Raw genomic sequence first — 14,226 nt, 5'->3', positions numbered from 1 at the left:
TTGCGGTGCGGCTCATAATGAGCACACTAGTCACTACGTTCTCTAAAAAAACTAACCAATCATCTTATCCAACGCTTTATACTCATAATCTAATGCTTTAGCAACAGCTTCATAGGTCATATAACCTTGAGTGGTATTAACGCCTTTTGCCAATGCTGGATCATCAAGACATGCTTGCTGATAGCCCTTTTTGGCGAGTGCTTGTATATACCGTAAAGTAACATTGGACAACGCCATAGTAGAAGTGCGTGGGACAGCACCCGGAATGTTAGCCACCGCATAATGAACAATGCCGTGCTTTGTATACGTCGGACTATCATGAGTGGTGACGCGATCGGTAGTCTCAAAGACCCCGCCTTGATCGACCGCAATATCGATGATGACACCGCCATCATCCATGGATTTAATCATCTCCTCAGTCACTAATTTAGGCGTCGCTGCGCCCGGAATCAACACTGCACCAATGACCAAATCGCTCACCTTGACACTCTTGGCGATATTAACTTTGTTAGATATTAGCGTTTGCACATTATTACCGAACATCTCGGACAGCTCTTTTAGACGCTGAGGATCTAAGTCTAAAATGGTGACATCAGCACGTAGGCCAACGGCAATCTTGGCAGCTTCCGTACCAGATACGCCGCCACCGATAATAGTTACCCTGCCCTTTTGTACGCCCGGAACGCCGCCGAGCAAAATCCCTTTACCACCATAAAAAAGTCTGCAAAAACTGCGCACCAATTTGCGTACTCATACGCCCAGCAATCTCACTCATCGGTGTGAGTAGTGGCAAGGAATTATCCGTTAGCTGTACCGTCTCATAAGCAATCGCCGTTACTTTGTTGTCGATTAATACTTTGGCAAGCTCAGGCTCGTTTGCTAAATGTAGATAGGTAAATAAGATTAAATCTTCTGTTAGATGTTTATATTCATCCCTCTGCGGCTCTTTTACCTTAATGACCAATTCTACGGCCCATGCTGTTGCCGCGTCATCAACGATGGTTGCGCCAGCTGCTTTATAATCATCGTCAGTAAACTGTGAACCCATGCCAGCATTGGTTTCGACGAGTACATCATGACCATCATCGACTAACACACTGACCCCATTTGGCGTTAAGCAACCCGATTTTCATTATTCTTCATCTCTTTTGGAATACCTATTTTCATAATTTTATCTTCCTTGATGACAGTAAAGTGGTGTATTTAACTATAGAAAATAAGTGGCACAGAGTCAGTGTTATAAAGGCAGCCTAACGATGAACCATCAAGGTTATCATGCCGGAACCAACTACCTAACGCAACAGTCCCTACTATAGAGCACTCTATAATAGGGACTGTTTATTTTTAAAGGGTTGAATGAAATTATTTATGACATAAAACGTTGTTTTTAAAGGGTTGAATGAAATTATTTATGACATAAAACGTTGCGCGGCTGGCATCTTAAGCATCAAGATCCAATAGATAGCCCCTGCTGGGATTAAGCTTGCATACCAAGAGATGCTGGAAAACATCAACGCGACTACGATACCAATAGCCATGGCGATGACTGCCGCCATATTCACACCTTTATAAGGGCCGTCTTTGTCATATAGCTTATCGATATCAAGCTTTTGTTTACGCAAGAAATAAAAGTCTACTACCAAGATTGCAAATAACGGACCTAAGAATGCCGAATAGGTTTGGATAAATAGATTCAGACCAGCAGCAGATTCATCTTTTACCAGCTCCCAAGGGAAGGTGCAAAATGCCAGCAAACCTACAATGACAGCTGCTGTTTTATACTTAAGGTTAAAGATGTCCATTAAAGCATACGCAGGCGGGATAACATTATTTAAGATATTGGTCGTAACTTGCGCAAAAGCGATGAAAAGCATGGTGATAACCAGTAAAGGCTTGTTGTCGACAGCACTAGAAAACACTTGAATAGGATCAACTTCACCAGTCGCACTGGTGACCATGACGCCGATTAACCCCATAAATAGCGTCGCGGGCAAAATAGAGTTGGCGTAAATAACCACTTGACGAAACAATCCAACATTTTCGCGTAGCTCGCGCGAATAGTCAGATACGTTAAGCATCATGGTACTGTACACCCCCAAAAACAGCATCGTGGCGCCCCAAAACGGTGTGCCCCATGTGCCTTCGACGTTGATGAGATTGGTCGAGATCGTGTCGCCGTATTTATTAATGACACTAAAAAACATATAAGCAAGCGCGCCAATAATAAAAAACTGAACCAATATTTTCAAGCCATTTAATGCCATGAAAACCAAGGACAGATAAACCAATCTGCAAAAACTGAAAGCCGACAAAAAAGACCACAATATTGTTATAACCAAATAGAGTGTCAGATACTAGATTCAATGCTCCAGCACCAATCCAGCTTTGAAAGCCAAACCATACAACTGCTGGTACCGAACGTACCAGTGCCGGGATACGACTACCTGAAAAGCCAAAAGCAGAGCGAGTCTGTACCATGAACGGTATGCCATATTTATGGCCTGCTCTGCCATTAATCATGAGCGCAGCCCCAATAACAGTACAACCAATTGCGATAGCCAATACTACTTGTAGCAGGTTTAATGTACCAACAAGTCCCGAACCAACGGTGAATGTGCCAATGGATACACATCCCCCTAACCATGCAAACAAATAAGACCATGAGCCCATAATACGCGTAGTTTGCGGTGCCAGACTCTCCTCCCCGATTGCTTTATTATCGAGGGTTTGTACTCCTGCCGCAGCGACGGCAACTTTCGCATTTTCCATTACGTTCCCCTTCCTTGAGAAAGTTTATTGGTTAATCGTGGGTGTTAATTCATTTGGTTAATTTAACTCTCAATCGGTGCAGCATAAGCACCAACCTTGCTGGTTTTAAGACCGCAGCCAATCAAAGCCTCAACCATGCGCGTGGCAACTGTGACACCATCGATGACAGGAACGCCAGTCTCTTTTGTCAGCCATTCTGTCAAATCTGCCATGCCTGCACATCCCAAAACAACGGCTTCACAATTGTCTTCACGCACTGCACGTAAGATCTCATCACGAACCTTTTCACGTGCGCCAGAGCCTGGCTCTTCAAGAGCAAGCACTGGTATGGCAGCTGAGCGTACACGGCGGCAGCGATGTGATAAGCCATAACCATGGATAAGATCTTCGATGACAGGTACAGAACGAGGTAGCGTTGTGACCACACTAAAAGATGTCGAAATCATACTTGCGGCCTTGACTGCGGCTTCACAGATTCCAAGAACTGGCCCTGAGAAGACTTCGCGGCAAGCACCGATTCCTGGATCATCAAAACAGGCAACCACTACCCCATCAATGCCTTCTGCTTCAGCTTGTTTTAAACGCTTGATTAAACCAGGAACAGACATCGCTTCATCGTGATGCCCTTGAATAGAGGCAGGTGCATCCGTGCCAGAAGCACCAATAATGGACGTACCTACGCCAACCTTTTGACGCGCGCTTTCTACAATTTTGTCTGTCATAGACGTTGTAGAGTTTGGATTCATGACTAAGATTTTCATAGCGACTCTCTATTTATAAATTTTGCTATTGGTTTCATTTTTCATCATTGGCTTTTGTTTTTGACTACCCATAGGCGTGAAATAACCGTTGTTAACAAGCATTGTTAACTATTATTGTTAACAAAACAATCAAAAATTTATAATATTTGTTGTGGAGGTAACAGTGGCACACTATAATTGCGCCTATGAATGATATAAAAACTGAAAATACAGCTTCTAGGATCGATGCGATGCCAGAGCAAACGATTATTAACTCAATTACTGCGGCCGTGTCAGAGCAGCGGTTGCCAGCTGGAACAAAACTGGGTGAACAGGTACTAAGTGATCTATTCGACTGTAATAGGGCCAATGTCAGGCGGGCGCTCTCTACGCTTGCTACGATGCATGTGGTACAATTGCAGCCCAATCGAGGCGCATTTGTCTCAACGCCCTCTCCTAAAGAAGCTGGTGACGTCTTTGAAGCGCGTCGAACGATTGAGCGCATGCTGGCACGTAAAGTCATCGAAAACTTCACGTCACAAGATATCGCTGACATGCGTGCTACGATAGCCGCTGAAGCCAAAGCGCGTACCAAGGGAGACAAACCTGCTGAGCTTCGCCTATCACGTACGTTTCACATGCGTTTGGCGACGATCGCTGACAATCAAGTCCTAGAGAGATTTTTGAGTGAGCTGACGTTACGTACTACCTTAATTATCGGATTGTACAATACGGCTGGCTCATCTCACTGTGCCGAAGATGAGCACCTCGAAATAGTACAAGCTATCGAAAATAAGGATGAAGAACGCCTTTTGCTACTTATTGATCAGCACTTAAACCATTTGGAAGCTGGCCTTGATTTTAATGCCTCAACCAAACCTTTTTTTAATTTGGCAGAGCATCTAACCATCGTACCTGTTTAGTTGGTTAGAAGAGCCTACAATACTGACAGATTGCAGGTGTCAAATTTTTGATTGTATTCATCACGTGCTCTTAAAGCTTTAAACGAACTATAGTAGAAGATATTTCTTTTCTGCTTTTTGCCAACCCCTTCCTTTCCCTCTAGCCATACAACAGTTTGTTGACTGCATGATCTATACTGGCATTCTGTTGTAAGCTAAATCAAACCTTCTTCTTCTAGCCTATTATCATGGCAAATCACTTAACCACAACTTAATCATTTGGACTGCTTTTGTTCTAATAACTGCTTGATTCTGTCGGTCAGATCCATACATGATAGCCCCTATTTTTAGTCCCTTTTTTATCCTATAATGAGTAGCTTTGATTTTGCTAAATATGTCTGCTGGTTTATGAGTCATCACATAATATATCGCATCCCAACCCTTATCTTTCCACTGTATAAATAGAGACAAAGACGAAGACTATGACCGAATCTATCGACTATAAAGACACACTAAATCTTGCTGACACACCTTTTGCCATGCGTGCAAATCTTGCCAAACGTGAGCCTGATTGGCTTGCAGCATGGGAAGCTGACGATGTATACGGTAAAATCCGTCAGGCACGTACAGGCGCAACCAAATATATTTTGCATGATGGCCCTCCATACGCAAACGGTCAGATTCATTTAGGTCATGCAGTCAATAAAGTGCTTAAAGACATTATCGTTAAGTCAAAAACGTTATCAGGCTTTGATGCGCCTTATGTGCCCGGTTGGGACTGTCACGGCCTACCTATCGAGCAAAAGGTTGAAGCCAAGGTCGGTAAAGTCGGACAAAAAGTCTCTGCCACTGAATTTCGCGGTCTTTGTCGTGAGTACGCAAGTACTCAGATTGAATTGCAAAAGTCTGACTTTAAACGTCTAGGGGTGTTTGGTGATTGGGACAACCCTTATCTCACCATGAACTTTCATCAGGAAGCTAACATCGTACGCGCACTGGCCAAAATCTATGACAATGGGCACGTGACCCGCGGTATGAAGCCTGTGAACTGGTGCTTGGATTGTAGCTCTGCTCTAGCTGAAGCAGAAGTTGAATATCAAGATAAAGTCTCTGATGCTATCTACGTTAGCTTTGATGTACTTGATACCGAAAAGGTTGTGGCATTAAGTGAAATTGATGGCAACATTGCAGCTGTCATTTGGACCACCACGCCTTGGACACTGCCTGCTAACCAAGCGATTTCGGTACATCCTGAGCATGATTATAGTGTAGTCGCAACTGACAAAGGTAACTTCCTATTAGCGACTGACCTTGTTGAAACAGCATTAACCGAACTTAAACTCAGTGATGAAGGCGTATTGGCTACCGTATCAGGACGCGAGCTTGAAGGTCTGCGTGCTCAGCATCCATTGATTGCAGATCGTCAAGTGCCATTTATCTTGGGCGATCACGTGACTACTGATAGCGGTACGGGTCTGGTACATACTGCTCCTGGTCACGGTCTTGACGATTATATCGTGGGTCTTAAGTATAATCTGCCAGTTGAAAACCCAGTGGGCGGTACGGGCGTGTATCTAGACAGCGCGGCGGTATTCGCCGGCGAGCACATCTATAAGGCCAATCCAAAGATCATTGCCACTTTGCATGAAAATGGCCACCTCGTCAGTCATACCAAGATTGAACACAGTTACCCGCATTGCTGGCGCCATAAATCGCCCATTATTTTCCGTGCAACGCCGCAGTGGTTTATCAATATGGAAACCAAAGGTCTGCGCGAGCGTGCTCTAAGAGACATTCCAACCGTTAAGTGGACACCAGCTTGGGGTCAAAATCGCATTGAATCTATGATGACAGGTCGTCCTGATTGGTGTATTTCACGTCAGCGCACCTGGGGTGTACCGATTGCCTTTTTCACTCATAAAGAAACAGGCGAGCTGCATCCAAAGACGCTTGAGCTGATGGAGATGGCCGCACAAAACATCGCCAAAGGTGGCGTTGAAGCATGGTTTGATGCGAGCTGTGAAGATTACTTAGGCGATGAAGCTGCTGATTACGACAAGTCTACCGATACCTTGGACGTCTGGTTTGACTCAGGGACGACGCATTTTGCGGTACTTGAACAACGCGAAGAGCTGACCAACCCTGCTGATATGTATTTAGAAGGCTCTGACCAACATCGCGGTTGGTTCCAGACTTCACTGCTTACGTCTGAAGCGATGTACGAGCGCCCACCGTTTAAGCAAGTATTAACCCACGGCTTTGTCGTTGATGAAAACGGTCGCAAGATGAGTAAGTCACTTGGCAATATCATCACGCCACAAGATGAGATTAATAAAACGGGCGCAGATATGCTGCGTTTGTGGATTGCGTCTAGCGATTATCGTTATGAGATGAGCGCAGGTAAGACGGTGTTTAAAGGCGCAATTGACATGTATCGCCGTATCCGTAATACCTTGCGTTTCTTACTGGCCAATACCGACGACTTTGATCCTCAGACTAATAGCATTGCTATGGATGATCTGGTCAGCCTTGATAAATTTATTATTAAACGTACACAAGCGGTACAAGCACAAATCGTCAGTGCTTATGATGCTATGGATTTTCACCAAGTCACCCAGCATATTGCTGCGTTTTGTTCGCAAGACTTGGGCAGCTTTTATTTAGATATTATTAAAGACCGTCAGTACACCACTCAAACTGACGGACAGCCGCGCCGCTCTGCCCAAACGGCTATTTATCATATTGCTCATGCACTCATTCGCTGGATTACACCGATTTTGTCGTTTACTGCCCAAGAAGCCTGGGAAGTATTGCAAGGTAAAAACGAGCAAGATGCCGGCTATGTGTTTACCCAAGAATGGTACGAGTTCCCAGAATTTGAGCTCAGTGCCATCAGTAGTGAGGACTGGCAACGTATCATGCAAGCCAAAGACATGGTCAATAAAAACATTGAGACTGCACGCGGCGATAAGATCATCAATGCTAATTTGTCCGCTGATGTCACTCTGTATGCTGATGGCGCAATGCATGAGAGTCTAGCCAAGCTTGGCGAAGAGCTACGGTTTGTTTTGATTACTAGCAAAGCGACCTTAGCACCACTAGCTAAAGCGCCTAACGAGGCTAAGCAAATAGAAGACAGTTCAGCCGACTTGACTGTAAATGTGAGCGCTGCCACTGGCACGAAATGTGTACGCTGCTGGCATATCCGTGATGACATCGGTACAGATCCAGCACACCCTGAATTATGTGCGCGCTGCGTAACCAACGTCGTAGGCGATGGCGAGGTGCGTCACTATGCCTAACCCAACGGACTCAACTGAAAACCAGTCACCGCAGGTTGAGGCCGACGGCTCGCCCAAACCTGCTCACGCGACCACGGGTAGTTCATCAACGCCCAAAGGACGCTTGACTAAAACACCAAAAGTTATCGCTAATGGCAGTCGTGCTTTTAAGTGGTATCTACTGTCGCTTGCCGTGCTTATCATTGATCAATGGACAAAATGGCTGGCTGAAACCAAGCTAACTTTCCATGAGCCAGTACCCGTTATTGAACCCTTTCTTAATTGGACCTTAGCGTACAATTATGGCGCGGCTTTTAGCTTTTTGGCCGATGCAGGCGGTTGGCAAAAGTGGTTTTTTGCTGGACTTGCATTGATCATGTCGCTGTTTTTAATCGGCTATCTGATAAAAGCCCCGCGCCAAGCCAAGCTGCTATCTACAGGGCTAGCACTGGTACTTGGCGGTGCGGTTGGTAATTTAATCGATCGTTTACTGCACGGTCATGTGATTGATTTTATCCATGTGCACAACGCGGATGTCTGGCATTATCCAATCTTTAATATTGCCGATATGGGCATCAGTATCGGTGTAGCGATGATTGTCATTGATATGCTGTTTTTAGAAAAGAAGCGTGAAATTTAGCAATGATAATCGTAGATAGTTTTTAGATTGGGAAGGTGGGTTTACGAATACGTAACCCGCCTTTTCTTTTGCCTGTTGTTTTTGATAAATTAACGTGTTGGAGCGGCTCTTGCTACACGCTATTATCCTACCTCCCATGAAACTTCTCACGCTTTGATAACTTCTTAAGATAAGCCTTAACATGCTCTGGTAATTCAACTCCTAGCATTTTTACCCACGTAAACAGCTGCTGATAATAAATGTCTGCTAACGTAAAGCTGTCCCCTGCTATATAGTCCTGCTCATCTAACCAAGCGTAAGCAATGGGTAGCGCATTTTGGATACACTTCATGCAGTTTTCAGCTGTACCCTCGGGCCAGCTCTCAAAGTTTTGTAATACTTTGATTTTGGTCAGTATCCATAGATAACTTTCCATCTCGATCAGGCCAAAGGAGATGACTTGACGCAGTTTATAATTTTTCTCCGCGTAATCCTCATCGTCTTTGTTAGGTGTGAGTGGTTTATCAGGATGCAAGTCATTAAGGTATTCGATGATGGCCAATGATTCTGTAAATACTTTGCCGTTATGGGTTAATGCTGGGATTTTACCAAAGGGATTAATCGCTAGAAACTCAGGACTTCTTTGCTCGTTTTTTTTGGCGTCTATCTCTTTAACTTCGTAATCTAGCTCAAGCTCGCTTAGTGCCCAAATCACAGTCTCTGCTCGACTTGGCTGAGTATATTTGTACAGAGTAATCATTATTATTTACCTCGTTATAATTAGAGTCCATTTACCTGTTTGGTTGTTTATAGTTCTATAAAATTGAGCTGATAAAATACAACTTATTATAACCATATAACATACAAGCCAACGATGACAATCATTTAGAATAAGGAATAAAAGACGATTATTAAATTATTAAAAAGGTAACTACGATGACAAAGCCAAACGATAAAACAGAACCTGACTCTAAAAAAACAGTCTTCGCGGCTAGCCGCCCTAGCACTCAGCACACTGATGACAACGCTGTCACTCTATCTGTGCGACAAGCAGACATCACTACTTTAGACGTAGATGCTATTATTAATGCTGCCAATTCAAGCTTACTGGGTGGCGGCGGTGTTGATGGCGCGATTCATCGAGCGGCGGGGCCTGAGCTGCTTGAGTATTGCCGTGCTTTGAATGGTTGCCAGACTGGCGATGCCAAAATCAGTCCGGCATTTGATTTGCCCTCCCAGTATGTGATTCATACTGTAGGCCCTGTTTGGCATGGAGGTCATAGTAGCGAACAAGCACTACTTGCCAGCTGTTATCGAAAATCTTTAGAATTGGCGACTCAAAAAGGTCTCACTAGTATTGCTTTTCCATCTATTAGTACAGGCGTCTACGGCTACCCCATTGATAAAGCGGCCAAAGTCGCAATTGATACTGTTAAAGAGTATGTGCAAAACGGTTTAGAACCACTGGATGATTTTTCAATACGTGAAGTGATTTTTTGCTGTTTTTCAGCCTCAGATGCAGCCGTTTATGAGCAAGTACTGGCGCAAATTTAATTCAACGCTCTACAATAACTCGGTTAAAAAATCTAAGCCGCCGCCCACTATGATAAAGAGTAATCCTGCTAAGTTGATAATGACCGTTAAATAGTAGGTCATACGAAATTCAGGCTTTTGTGATTTGTGGCGCAGATACGTCTGTGCGACCATCGCTCCGACCCAGCCACCAAACATGCTAAGCAGGTGCAGTGTTGATTCAGGCGTACGCCAATCGCCACTTTGGGCAGCGGCTTTATCTTTGGCATACATCATATAAGTGATGAATCCTAGTGCGGCGTACCAAGCAACCACCAGCCAACTTATCTCACTGGTCAGTGCAAGTAGTATAAGCACACCATAAAAGCCGACACCAAGGAGCAAACGTTTTTTTTTGTCCGTCTTCAAACTCAGCTTGTGCCGTGCGTTGTTGATTACGTTTACGGATTTGACTGTTTTTCTTCGCCATTTGTTGTTGTACATATTCAAGCTCTTGTACTTGTCTTGCTTGCATACGACCTTTGTTGTCTTGCCCCAGCGTAAAGATGACAGACTCACCAATCTTAGGACGACGCTGTGCTTTAAATTCACTGATATGAAAAAACAATGACTTACCGCTTAGGGTTTCGATAAAACCAAAACCCTTATCATCTTGCCATTTTTTAATCGTGCCCTGTTGTCTATCTGTCATCTCTTTTGGCCTATGTCCTAAACAGTCAAATATTGTACACTATTTAGGTTACATTATTAACGCTTACATTAATGGTTAATTGTCTTATCATTTCTTACACTATATACACTATATAACCTCTAATTATTTTAACGACTAATGGCCCTTGACTATGACTGACTCCCAATTTATCAATCCAAATGAAGACACACGTATTGCCTACGGCAGTCTTGTTAAGCTTCATTTTGAAGTATCTCTAGAGAACGGTACTATCGTTGATTCAACCTTCCACCGTGATTCACCTGTTAAGCTCACGATTGGCGATGAGAGTCTATTGCCAGGGTTTGAGCAGGTACTGATGAATCTACGTGCGGGTGACACTCGCTCAGCCCATCTTGAGCCTGAACAGGCTTTTGGTGAATGGAATCCTGAAAACATCCAGCACTTTAGTCGCACTCAGTTCGCTTTAGTCACCGACAATCCAGAAGTTGGCATGTTGGTCGAATTTGAAGACAAAGGCAAAAACACCTTACCTGGTACGATCAGCGCTATCAACGACGATGAGATAGAGGTGGATTTCAATCATCCTCTTGCTGGTCAATCTGTGCTATTTAAAGTCAAAGTCTTTAAAGTGACCCCACCTGGAGTGACTGGCGTCCAGCTAATGTAATGAGTAAACGTACTATAGACAACAAAAACAATCTTCAAAAGGACATTTATATGCAATATCAGACGCTTCCGCAAATCGATGAACAAGTCTCCAAAATCTGTCTAGGTACGATGACATGGGGCCAACAGAACACCGAAACTGAAGCACACGCGCAAATGGATATGGCGCTCAGCGAAGGAGTGAATTTTTGGGATACGGCTGAGATGTATCCATCGCCGCCAGACAAAGACAAGCAAGGTGATACAGAGCGTTACGTAGGTACATGGTTTAACAAGACCAAACAGCGTGACAAGGTTATACTTGCCAGCAAAATGTCACCGATGAGCTTTTTACGCGATGGCCAGACGCGTTTTAACGCTGAGCAAATTAGTAGCGCGATTGATAGTAATCTTGAGCGTCTACAAACGGATTATATCGACATCTACCAGTTACATTGGCCTGAACGCCAATCCAACTATTTTGGAAAACGCGGTTACACTGAGGATATGGCCGCACAGCCATTAGAAGACTTGACACCATTTCTAGAAACCATCGTAGCTTTAAACGATGAAATTAAAAAAGGCCGTATTCGCGCTTATGGACTATCGAATGACACTGCTTGGGGGCTGATGCGCTATTTGTGGGAAGCGGATAAACATGGTCTAAAGGCACCGATTACGGTACAAAACCCGTACAGCCTACTCAACCGCTTATATGAAGTAGGAATGGCAGAGATTGCACATCGCTCAAACGTTGGTCTACTCGCCTATTCTCCACTTGGTTTTGGCGTCTTATCAGGTAAGTATTTAGATGGTAAACGTCCAGAGGGCGCTCGCCTGACGAAATATGATCGTTTTGAGCGTTACGTTAATGAGCAGGCAAAACAAGCAACTACCCAGTACGCTAAGATAGCCGCAGATGCAGGCTTAGATATGGCACAGATGGCACTAGCTTTTGTCAATTCACGCTCATTTGTCACTAGTAATATCATCGGAGCCACTAACCTTGAGCAGCTAAAGTCGAATATTGACAGTATTCATCTTACCTTAACCACTGATGTACTAGACGCCATTGAAGCGGTACACACACGCCAGCCTAATCCATCTCCATAAATGGCTCATACTAGTATTTACACTACTAATATGATGTTGTCTGTTACTGACATCAAAAAGGCGCAAATCGCTATAATGATAGCGATCCGCGCCTTTTTTATATGCTCTTACTCTCAACGTCAAACGTGAGGTCTTAGGCGTCAGGTGACGTGCTAAGTACTCTTGAGTGCAATTCAGCCAACCCCTCTTGCATACGCTTTTGTAGCTCATTGGTCAGCTCACTCTTACTACGGCCACTTGGGTCTAACGGTTCAAGTGGTAGTACATAAGCGGTCACGTTTTTACTATCAAGGACACGTTTGATACTGTCTTTCATCGTAAGCTTGCCATGATAAGGCAATGCTTCACTTAAGGTGCCATCTTGATTAGCATAGCATAGTACGAGCGGTTGAATCGGTACATCGGCATCGATTGCTGCTTGTAATAAAGTACCATGGATACGCTTCACTTTTTTGCCATCAGTGGTGGTCGCTTCAGGGAAGAATATAACTGAAAAACCTTCATTTAAAAAACTGGCGATTTGTGTGGTCACTGAGCCTACGTCGCCAGAGCCGCGTTTGATAAATACTGTACCTGCCGCGTGGACAAGCTTACCAAAAATGGGCCAATCGCCAATCTCGGCCTTTGACAAAAAGAAAGCGGGGCTGACAGTACCAACTACAGGAATATCCATCCACGAAACATGGTTAGATACCCATAGCCCATGATACTGCGGCACAGGCTCGACTTGGACAATCTTGACACCAAAAGAGCTTGCCATTTTACGGCAAAAAGTCTGAATATAACGTGGTAGCGTCTCACGTGGTGGTTCACGAAAAGCACCAATACGCTGTGCTGTGCGCATACCGCCCGCGATAGTCGTTGTCATGCCAGCTATTTTTTTGCCGCGACCCACTTGCTTTCTGAGCGAAAACTTCGATTTAGATTGGCTCATCTGTGCCCCTCATGATTAGATAACGGTTTGAACAATTATCTGAATAAACTCATAATTAGATAAATTAAAATTTTGATTCAGCCTAAAGATTAATATTCTTATCTTGATAAACTTAAGCCAAAAAACGAGGTAAGTATAACAAAGTTTTGTGAGTCAGTGATGATTTGTTCACTCAGTTTCCTTATGCTCTTAGTCTCCATTATCGTCAGTCTCCTTACACTGCTTTAAAGCAAGCGTGTTTCTTCTTTTCTTAAAATGTAGTACCGTTTTATCAGCAGTTTTTACCTCTATTAATAAAAAATTTAAAACAACAATATTACTTGTAACAAGTCGTACTAAGAGCGCTGTAACATAAAAACATCGCTAATTATCTTTATACGCTTTAATATCAAGACATCAGGCCACATATAGGCTTTAACTGAACGCTGCTTACATGCTATATTTTTATAAAATAGTAGCGATTTATTTACTCTATTTATAGGTGAGAATTTTTGGAATATTTTGAAAGACACTCAGGTGGCGAACGCGCCATTATCGTACATTTAGACATTCGTCAAATCCAAGATCCTGATGATCTAAGTGAATTTGAGTTGTTGGCAGATTCGGCAGGGGCTGATCGACTGGCACTAGTCACTGGGTCACGCTCAAGACCCGATGCCAAATACTTCGTCGGCAGTGGTAAAGCTGAAGAAATCGCTGAACTGGTTCGTGAACATGATGCCGATATTGTCTTGTTTAATCACAGCTTATCACCCTCACAAGAGCGTAATATCGAAACTTTAGTAAAATGCCGCGTACTTGATCGCACCGGTTTAATTTTAGATATTTTTGCTCAGCGTGCGCGTACTTATGAAGGTAAGCTGCAAGTAGAGCTTGCGCAGTTAAACCATTTGTCTACTCGCTTGGTACGCGGTTGGACGCATTTGGAGCGCCAAAAAGGTGGTATTGGTCTGCGTGGTCCGGGTGAGACTCAGCTTGAGACTGATCGCCGCTTGTTACAGACGCGCGTCCCGGTCA

General features: G+C 43.9%; 16 protein-coding genes. 7 read left to right on the top strand and 9 right to left on the bottom strand.

Annotated elements, in window-relative coordinates; genetic code table 11:
- Positions 1 to 51: 51 nt before the first annotated feature.
- The 5 genes from PENNN9_RS13235 to PENNN9_RS02520 all read right to left on the bottom strand — a co-directional run bounded on the left by PENNN9_RS13235 (position 52) and on the right by PENNN9_RS02520 (position 3,530).
- Positions 52 to 738, bottom strand: a complete 687-nt coding sequence (locus PENNN9_RS13235) for an alanine dehydrogenase (RefSeq protein ID WP_264752886.1) — start codon at positions 736 to 738, stop codon at positions 52 to 54.
- Positions 704 to 1,096 (bottom strand): hypothetical protein, encoded by a 393-nt coding sequence (locus PENNN9_RS13230; protein WP_264752885.1) that lies wholly within the window; start codon positions 1,094 to 1,096, stop codon positions 704 to 706. Before PENNN9_RS13230 ends, PENNN9_RS13235 begins: the two co-directional genes overlap by 35 nt.
- 313 nt (positions 1,097 to 1,409) lie before the next feature.
- Positions 1,410 to 2,249 carry an NCS1 family transporter gene (locus tag PENNN9_RS13225; protein WP_264752884.1) on the bottom strand — a complete coding sequence of 280 codons (840 nt, stop codon included), beginning with the start codon at positions 2,247 to 2,249 and terminating at the stop codon, positions 1,410 to 1,412.
- Positions 2,194 to 2,769 (bottom strand): cytosine permease, encoded by a 576-nt coding sequence (locus tag PENNN9_RS13220; RefSeq protein ID WP_264752883.1) that lies wholly within the window; start codon positions 2,767 to 2,769, stop codon positions 2,194 to 2,196. The genes PENNN9_RS13225 and PENNN9_RS13220 overlap by 56 nt, the downstream gene beginning before the upstream one ends.
- Positions 2,770 to 2,831: 62 nt before the next feature.
- Positions 2,832 to 3,530 carry an aspartate/glutamate racemase family protein gene (locus tag PENNN9_RS02520; protein WP_058368182.1) on the bottom strand — a complete coding sequence of 233 codons (699 nt, stop codon included), beginning with the start codon at positions 3,528 to 3,530 and terminating at the stop codon, positions 2,832 to 2,834.
- Positions 3,531 to 3,760: 230 nt separating this feature from the next.
- On the opposite strand from PENNN9_RS02520, the gene PENNN9_RS02515 reads away from it, so the two are divergent.
- The 3 genes from PENNN9_RS02515 (at position 3,761) to lspA (ending at position 8,332) form a co-directional block, all read left to right on the top strand.
- A complete protein-coding gene (locus PENNN9_RS02515; protein ID WP_227511700.1) occupies positions 3,761 to 4,432 on the top strand; it encodes a GntR family transcriptional regulator in 672 nt (223 codons plus the stop codon).
- 461 nt (positions 4,433 to 4,893) lie between these two features.
- A complete protein-coding gene (gene ileS, locus PENNN9_RS02505) occupies positions 4,894 to 7,713 on the top strand; it encodes an isoleucine--tRNA ligase (RefSeq protein ID WP_058368179.1) in 2,820 nt (939 codons plus the stop codon).
- Positions 7,706 to 8,332 carry a signal peptidase II gene (gene lspA, locus PENNN9_RS02500; protein WP_075103460.1) on the top strand — a complete coding sequence of 209 codons (627 nt, stop codon included), beginning with the start codon at positions 7,706 to 7,708 and terminating at the stop codon, positions 8,330 to 8,332. The genes ileS and lspA overlap by 8 nt, the downstream gene beginning before the upstream one ends.
- A 127-nt stretch (positions 8,333 to 8,459) precedes the next feature.
- Here the strand turns inward: lspA and PENNN9_RS02495 are convergent, their stop codons facing one another.
- Positions 8,460 to 9,071, bottom strand: a complete 612-nt coding sequence (locus tag PENNN9_RS02495) for a glutathione S-transferase family protein (protein ID WP_058368178.1) — start codon at positions 9,069 to 9,071, stop codon at positions 8,460 to 8,462.
- Between the two features lie 176 nt (positions 9,072 to 9,247).
- Between PENNN9_RS02495 and PENNN9_RS02490 the strand changes: the two genes are divergently transcribed.
- The gene (locus PENNN9_RS02490; protein ID WP_082637961.1) at positions 9,248 to 9,865 is read left to right on the top strand and encodes an O-acetyl-ADP-ribose deacetylase; all 618 of its coding nucleotides are present in this window, start codon (positions 9,248 to 9,250) and stop codon (positions 9,863 to 9,865) included.
- 9 nt (positions 9,866 to 9,874) lie between these two features.
- On the opposite strand, the gene PENNN9_RS12955 is transcribed toward PENNN9_RS02490, so the two are convergent.
- The gene (locus PENNN9_RS12955) at positions 9,875 to 10,252 is read right to left on the bottom strand and encodes a DUF1294 domain-containing protein (protein ID WP_227511699.1); all 378 of its coding nucleotides are present in this window, start codon (positions 10,250 to 10,252) and stop codon (positions 9,875 to 9,877) included.
- Positions 10,173 to 10,535, bottom strand: coding sequence for a cold-shock protein (locus PENNN9_RS12950; RefSeq protein WP_156410059.1), 363 nt, complete (start codon positions 10,533 to 10,535; stop codon positions 10,173 to 10,175). Before PENNN9_RS12950 ends, PENNN9_RS12955 begins: the two co-directional genes overlap by 80 nt.
- Positions 10,536 to 10,686: 151 nt before the next feature.
- On the opposite strand from PENNN9_RS12950, the gene PENNN9_RS02480 reads away from it, so the two are divergent.
- Complete coding sequence (locus PENNN9_RS02480; protein ID WP_058368177.1) at positions 10,687 to 11,184, top strand: FKBP-type peptidyl-prolyl cis-trans isomerase; 498 nt, start codon at positions 10,687 to 10,689, stop codon at positions 11,182 to 11,184.
- A gap of 50 nt (positions 11,185 to 11,234) precedes the next feature.
- Entirely contained in the window at positions 11,235 to 12,275 is a 1,041-nt protein-coding gene (locus PENNN9_RS02475) for an aldo/keto reductase (protein ID WP_058368176.1), read from the top strand.
- A 133-nt stretch (positions 12,276 to 12,408) separates the two neighbouring features.
- Here the strand turns inward: PENNN9_RS02475 and PENNN9_RS02470 are convergent, their stop codons facing one another.
- The gene (locus PENNN9_RS02470) at positions 12,409 to 13,209 is read right to left on the bottom strand and encodes a lysophospholipid acyltransferase family protein (RefSeq protein ID WP_058368175.1); all 801 of its coding nucleotides are present in this window, start codon (positions 13,207 to 13,209) and stop codon (positions 12,409 to 12,411) included.
- A gap of 491 nt (positions 13,210 to 13,700) precedes the next feature.
- On the opposite strand from PENNN9_RS02470, the gene hflX reads away from it, so the two are divergent.
- The coding region (hflX, locus tag PENNN9_RS02465; RefSeq protein WP_156410058.1) for a GTPase HflX at positions 13,701 to 14,226 on the top strand (526 nt) is incomplete at its 3' end.

The sequence above is a fragment of the Psychrobacter sp. ENNN9_III genome, assembly GCF_001462175.1.
In the GTDB taxonomy this organism is placed as follows: domain Bacteria; phylum Pseudomonadota; class Gammaproteobacteria; order Pseudomonadales; family Moraxellaceae; genus Psychrobacter.
The sequence above is the reverse complement of the archived record's forward strand: the minus strand, read 5'-3'. Positions and strand labels throughout refer to the sequence as shown.

Coding starts and splice junctions, on each gene's coding strand:
- PENNN9_RS13220 (WP_264752883.1), bottom strand. CDS start 2,769: ATGGAAAATGCGAAAGTTGCCGTCGCTGCGGCAGGAGTACAAACCCTC.
- PENNN9_RS02520 (WP_058368182.1), bottom strand. CDS start 3,530: ATGAAAATCTTAGTCATGAATCCAAACTCTACAACGTCTATGACAGAC.
- PENNN9_RS02515 (WP_227511700.1), top strand. CDS start 3,761: ATGCCAGAGCAAACGATTATTAACTCAATTACTGCGGCCGTGTCAGAG.
- ileS (WP_058368179.1), top strand. CDS start 4,894: ATGACCGAATCTATCGACTATAAAGACACACTAAATCTTGCTGACACA.
- lspA (WP_075103460.1), top strand. CDS start 7,706: ATGCCTAACCCAACGGACTCAACTGAAAACCAGTCACCGCAGGTTGAG.
- PENNN9_RS02495 (WP_058368178.1), bottom strand. CDS start 9,071: ATGATTACTCTGTACAAATATACTCAGCCAAGTCGAGCAGAGACTGTG.
- PENNN9_RS02490 (WP_082637961.1), top strand. CDS start 9,248: ATGACAAAGCCAAACGATAAAACAGAACCTGACTCTAAAAAAACAGTC.
- PENNN9_RS12950 (WP_156410059.1), bottom strand. CDS start 10,535: ATGACAGATAGACAACAGGGCACGATTAAAAAATGGCAAGATGATAAG.
- PENNN9_RS02480 (WP_058368177.1), top strand. CDS start 10,687: ATGACTGACTCCCAATTTATCAATCCAAATGAAGACACACGTATTGCC.
- PENNN9_RS02475 (WP_058368176.1), top strand. CDS start 11,235: ATGCAATATCAGACGCTTCCGCAAATCGATGAACAAGTCTCCAAAATC.
- PENNN9_RS02470 (WP_058368175.1), bottom strand. CDS start 13,209: ATGAGCCAATCTAAATCGAAGTTTTCGCTCAGAAAGCAAGTGGGTCGC.